Below are 5,130 nucleotides of genomic sequence, written 5' to 3' on the forward strand. Positions count from 1 at the left end.
ATCATGGAGACAACTATTATACGCTGTATGCCCATGTTGAAGAGATTTTTAAACAAAAAGGGGAAATTGTTGATACCGGTGAAGTTATTGCAACTGCAGGTGACACCGGATCAATAAAGGGGATATGCCTGCATTTTGAGGTCAGGCATCACGGCAAACCTGTCAATCCTATGAAGTGGTTAAGAAAAGGAGCATAAAGATGAAACACGGATCTTATAATATATTCAAGTTCTGGTTTTCCTTAGGTGTTGCAGTCTGTGTATTTATATCTATCACAGGATTTAAAAGTACATTGCAGGCCAATGATAATACCTATCAGTCATTAAAGCTGTTTACAGATGTTTTGGAAGAATTGGAAAAAAACTATGTGGATGATGTGGACACGGATGAATTGATTCATAATGCCATTAAAGGCATGGTGGGAAATCTTGATCCGCATTCAAGCTTTATGCCTCCCGAGGCCTTTGATGAACTCCAGGATGATACAAAAGGAGAATTTTCCGGCATTGGTATTGTGATCACCATGAAAGAGGCAATTTTAACAGTGGTTTCACCCATTGAAGGAACGCCTGCATATAAAGCCGGTATTCAGGCCGGGGATATCATCATCAGAATTGATGATAAATCAACAAAAGATATGGCCCTCTGGGAAGCCGTTAACATGATGCGGGGGCCCAGGCATAAAGAAGTCCTGATCACTGTTATCAGGGAAGGCGAGCCAAACTCCATTGAGTATTCTCTTAAGCGGGATTTGATTCCCATGGAAAGTGTCAGAAGTGCAATGCTGGAACCGGGATATGGATACCTTCGTATTACCAATTTTAGAATGAGTACCCTTGATGACATAAAAGAACACCTGGGAAAACTGGAATCAAAAAATAACGGGTTAAAGGGCCTTATCATGGATTTAAGGGATAATCCGGGGGGTCTTCTTGACCAGGCAGTTAAAATATCCGATCTTTTTCTTGACCAGGGTAATATTGTTTCCATTAAAGGAAGACAGGAAAGAAATACACAGGTATTTAAAGCACATTCAGACAATGAAGACCGAAAATATCCCATTGTCGTCCTGATCAACGGAGGATCAGCTTCAGCCTCTGAAATTGTGGCAGGAGCTCTGCAAGACCATTCAAGGGCATTGATTCTGGGAACAACTTCTTTTGGAAAAGGGTCTGTACAGACAGTACATCCTTTAAAGGAAGGGTTTGGAATTAAATATACCATTGCAAGATATTATACACCAAATGGTGCATCCATACAGGCCAAGGGTATTGTGCCTGATATAGAAGTGGAATATGAGATCCTTGAAAAAAAAGAGAAAAAAGTGTCTATATTTGACAGGATGATAAGAGAGAAAGATTTGAAAAACAGTTTAAAACCTGAAAAGGCAAAGCAACCGGGAAAAATCAAAAAGCAACCCCAAAAACAAAACAGAAAACATCAGAGACTTCTTGATAGTGATCAGCTTCAACATGATGCACAAGTTAAAAGAGCCCTTGATATTTTGATAAGCTATGGAGTCTTCAGCAAACTAAATGGCAGCTAAAAAAAAGGTTAAAAAAAAAACTATATCAAGAAGACAGACAAGCCGCTGGAAAAGCCAGAAACCAGTTGTCCTCAATGAATTTAAAAAGATCCTTGTGGGAATTGCCATCCTTGTTTCAGTGTGTCTGACCGTTGCAATGATTGCCGATCTTTTTTTTCAGCCCGGGCGTGTTGAAAAAAAAACTGTGGTGCAAAAGCAGCCGGATAAACCCAAAATAGAGCCGATCCAGGTGGATATCACTGAGGAGAAGAGCAAGACGAAAGTCGCAGGACTGAAAGAGAAATCAAATAAGCCCATAAAATACGAAGTGTTTGAGGATGTTGATCATACAATTATAGAAAAGTCCATACCACCTGTAAAGGATCAGATACCAAAAATCGCCATTATTATTGATGACATCGGGTATGATAAAAAAATAGCATTGGCATTGTGTGATTTAAATCCGGATATTACCTTTTCTATATTACCTTTTGCACCATTTGGGAAATATATTTCTGAAAGACTATATGCAAAGGGCTCACAATTAATGCTTCATCTGCCCATGGAACCTGTTAAATATCCTAGTATTAATCCCGGACCGGGTGCACTTTTATCCAGTATGTCTCCTGATGTTCTGATAGATCAGCTAAGAAAAAATATTAAGGATGTTTCCAATATTGCCGGGGTGAACAACCATATGGGATCAGAGTTGACCTCCCATTCAGATCAGATGAACCAGATTTTTACCATTCTGAAAAAAAAAAATTTATTCTTTATAGACTCAAGGACTGCACCAAAATCCCAGTGTAAGGCATCTGCAAGGCTGTTAAGACTTAAATTTGCCCAAAGAGATGTCTTTCTGGATAATTTTCAGGACACAGAGTATATCACCGGACAGTTTAAAGAATTGATTGATTTGGCAAAGAAACATGGATCAGCCATTGGTATCGGTCACCCCTATAAAGCAACCCTGGAAGCTCTTTCAAAAGAATTGCCCAAACTGAAAAATAAGGTGGAGATTGTCCGTGCAAGTACTCTGACCGCCATTCCCGGATAAGGATTCACTCTATCTCATCTTTTTATTTTTATTTAGACTTTAACCGGTTTCCAAACGCCCTTATCACACCAGATTCTTGAAAACTGTGAACCTGGAGGAAGCCCTTTTTGGGAAAAATTCGAGGTGTCAATCTCAGAATCTGTATCGAACATGGGATCCCAGGGTTCAAGAATCACCGGACCATTTGAAGATGGAACAAGACGTGGGGAAATGGGATCTCCCCAGGACCGGGTTCGAATTTCATGTTTAAGTTTATTAAGATCATTGAATTTTAACAATTGAGTTAATGTCACAACTGCGGGTGGACTTAAAGGGATTTTGGTTTCAAGATTTTGTTCAAGAGCGTTTTGAGGGGTAAGCCAGATCCCGTGTTTGGTTTCCATATTATCGGGCACACAAATTTGATTTTCAGGCATAAAAACGATAAAAAAGCGGGTATCAAACCTTTTTTTCATTAATTTCGGCGTAATCCAGTGGGACCACCTTCCAAGGCTTGAGAACGACAAGGTCCAGTTTTCGTTCATTATCTTTGTCCTGAACCAGGATTTTGGAAGATCCCTGTTTAATCGAAATGTGCAGATATCATTAAACTCTTTTTTTGTTTTATCCTTTTCGGATGCAATAAAAACTCCTGATTCTTCAAGCGTTTCCCGGATGGCAGCAATGCTGAATCCAAGGGCACCTTCGCTTGAAAATGACTCCCCTCCAAGTTGTTTCTCAATTTGATCCCGGGGTATATCAATGTGGGGAGCCCAAGAATCCAACCCAAAGTCTTCCGGATCTACTACACCTCCGGGAAAAACATATAATCCTCCCATGAACCCGGATTTTGTACTTCTTCTTAAAAGATAGACTTCAAGGGCTTTGTTTTTTTTTCTTACAAGGATTACCGTTGAGGCCTGCCTTAATGGCGGGGGAGTAATTTTTTTATCCATCATATCATTTCCTTAAAGTATTTAGTTGTCAGTGCTTTTTTCAACAGCGTTGAGAATGTTCTGGTACCCGGTACATCTGCAAAGGTTTCCTTCATGTGCTTTTTTGATTTGATCACGGGTTACTTTTTCCCCTTGATGCTGTTCAACAAAGGATGTGGTGGCCATAATAAAACCCGGTGTGCAGAATCCGCACTGTACCGCGCCTTCATCCACATATGCCTGCTGCACCTTTGAAAGCTTACCGTCTTTTGCCTCGCCCTCCACGGTCCGGACTTCTTTTTTGTCTGCCCAGATGGCAAGAAAGATGCAGGAGTCGATCAGAACCTCATCAACCAGAACCGAACACGCCCCGCATTCTCCCACGGCACACCCCTGCTTGACGCTGTTCAGGCCGAGATCTTCGCGCAGAACTTCAAGCAGGGATTTTCTGATATCTATATAAAGTGTCTGTTGCCTTCCATTGACTGAAAAGGCAATTTGTCTGAATTTCTGGTTTGTCATTTACAATTTCTCCCCGGCTCTTTTAAAGACCTCTTTAGTGACTCTTTTTGAAAGCTCTTTAATGATATTCATTCGAAAATCCCGTGACGCCCGCCAGGATGTTCTCGGGTTTACATCGTTTTCAACCGTTTCTGATATCTTGTCCACAAGGGCATTGGATACGGCCTGATGCAGCACAGCCTGCTCGGTTGCATGGCACCGCAAGGGGACAGGGCCGGCTACTCCGTATGCAATCCTGTAATCCACCAAAACATGGTTTTTGGTTTTTAAACTAACAGCACATCCTATGGTGGCAATATCCATGGCATTTCTCATGGCATATTTATAATAACAGCCCTTATATCCCTGGTAATTGTCCCGGGTGATTTTAAATCCAATCAAAACATCGCCCTGGTTCAGGTTGACCCTGCCGGGTCCCTTGTAGAAATCGGCAATGGGAATTTGGCGGACCCCTTTTTCTCTCTGGATAACAAGAAGGGCATTCAGCGCAAACAGGCTGGGTGCACTGTCTGCACTGGGCACGCCGTTGCAGATATTGCCCCCCATGGTGGCAATGTTTCTGATCTGGGGACCGCCCACGCTTTTGGCAGCTTCACAGAGCATGGGAATTGTATCTCTTATGATATCGGATTGGATGATCTGTGAAAAAACAACACCTGAACCGATAAGAATGTTTTTTTCATCATCAAACCGGATATAGTTAAGGGCTTCAAGGTCATGGATATCCACAAGTCTGGCATACCCATCCTTTCCCTGCTTAAGTTTTATCAGAACATCTGTGCCGCCGGCAATCAGTTTTGCATCCGGGTTCTCAATCAGAAGCTTTACTGCCTGATCAATGGTTTTGGCCTTGATAATTGTTTTTAGATCAAACATGTGTTTCTCCTTTGGATGCGATCAGGCCCTTTTTTTTAAATTCCAGAAACAGTTTTTGGGGTGACATGGGAAGCGTGTTCATGCTGACTCCAGTGGCGTCCAGCAACGCATTTCTGATGGCCGGGGGCGGTGTAATCGCCGGCGGCTCTCCCAGGGCCTTGTTGCCATAGCCGGAGGTGGGTTCAAAGGTTTCTACAAATGCATGGTCTATTTTTGGGGTTTCCGTAAACGTTGGG

Annotated in this window: 7 protein-coding genes; 3 read left to right on the forward strand and 4 right to left on the reverse strand. The window is 42.1% G+C overall.

The window, feature by feature from the left end; genetic code table 11:
• From K8S13_RS06745 to K8S13_RS06755, 3 genes are all read left to right on the forward strand, one after another.
• Positions 1–197 (forward strand): murein hydrolase activator EnvC (locus tag K8S13_RS06745; RefSeq protein WP_291461432.1); only part of this gene is annotated, 197 nt, incomplete at its 5' end.
• A 2-nt stretch (positions 198–199) separates the two neighbouring features.
• Positions 200–1,546 carry a S41 family peptidase gene (locus K8S13_RS06750; RefSeq protein WP_291461433.1) on the forward strand — a complete coding sequence of 449 codons (1,347 nt, stop codon included), beginning with the start codon at positions 200–202 and terminating at the stop codon, positions 1,544–1,546.
• Complete coding sequence (locus K8S13_RS06755; protein ID WP_291461434.1) at positions 1,536–2,582, forward strand: divergent polysaccharide deacetylase family protein; 1,047 nt, start codon at positions 1,536–1,538, stop codon at positions 2,580–2,582. The genes K8S13_RS06750 and K8S13_RS06755 overlap by 11 nt, the downstream gene beginning before the upstream one ends.
• A 32-nt stretch (positions 2,583–2,614) precedes the next feature.
• Here K8S13_RS06755 and K8S13_RS06760 read toward each other — a convergent pair whose 3' ends face one another.
• The 4 genes from K8S13_RS06760 to K8S13_RS06775 all read right to left on the reverse strand — a co-directional run.
• Complete coding sequence (locus K8S13_RS06760) at positions 2,615–3,520, reverse strand: NUDIX domain-containing protein (protein WP_291461436.1); 906 nt, start codon at positions 3,518–3,520, stop codon at positions 2,615–2,617.
• 18 nt (positions 3,521–3,538) lie between these two features.
• Positions 3,539–4,018 (reverse strand): xanthine dehydrogenase subunit XdhC, encoded by a 480-nt coding sequence (xdhC, locus tag K8S13_RS06765; protein WP_291461437.1) that lies wholly within the window; start codon positions 4,016–4,018, stop codon positions 3,539–3,541.
• On the reverse strand, positions 4,019–4,894 hold the full coding sequence (gene xdhB, locus K8S13_RS06770) for a xanthine dehydrogenase subunit XdhB (protein WP_291461439.1): 876 nt from the start codon (positions 4,892–4,894) through the stop codon (positions 4,019–4,021).
• The coding region (locus K8S13_RS06775) for a hypothetical protein (protein WP_291461441.1) at positions 4,887–5,130 on the reverse strand (244 nt) is incomplete at its 5' end. The genes K8S13_RS06775 and xdhB, both read right to left, overlap by 8 nt.

It is taken from the genome of Desulfobacula sp. (assembly GCF_021107415.1).

Bases quoted from the DNA above. Each gene is read 5' to 3' on its own strand.
- K8S13_RS06760 (WP_291461436.1), bottom strand. From the start codon at position 3,520: ATGATGGATAAAAAAATTACTCCCCCGCCATTAAGGCAGGCCTCAACG.
- xdhB (WP_291461439.1), bottom strand. From the start codon at position 4,894: ATGTTTGATCTAAAAACAATTATCAAGGCCAAAACCATTGATCAGGCA.
- xdhC (WP_291461437.1), bottom strand. From the start codon at position 4,018: ATGACAAACCAGAAATTCAGACAAATTGCCTTTTCAGTCAATGGAAGG.
- K8S13_RS06750 (WP_291461433.1), top strand. From the start codon at position 200: ATGAAACACGGATCTTATAATATATTCAAGTTCTGGTTTTCCTTAGGT.
- K8S13_RS06755 (WP_291461434.1), top strand. From the start codon at position 1,536: ATGGCAGCTAAAAAAAAGGTTAAAAAAAAAACTATATCAAGAAGACAG.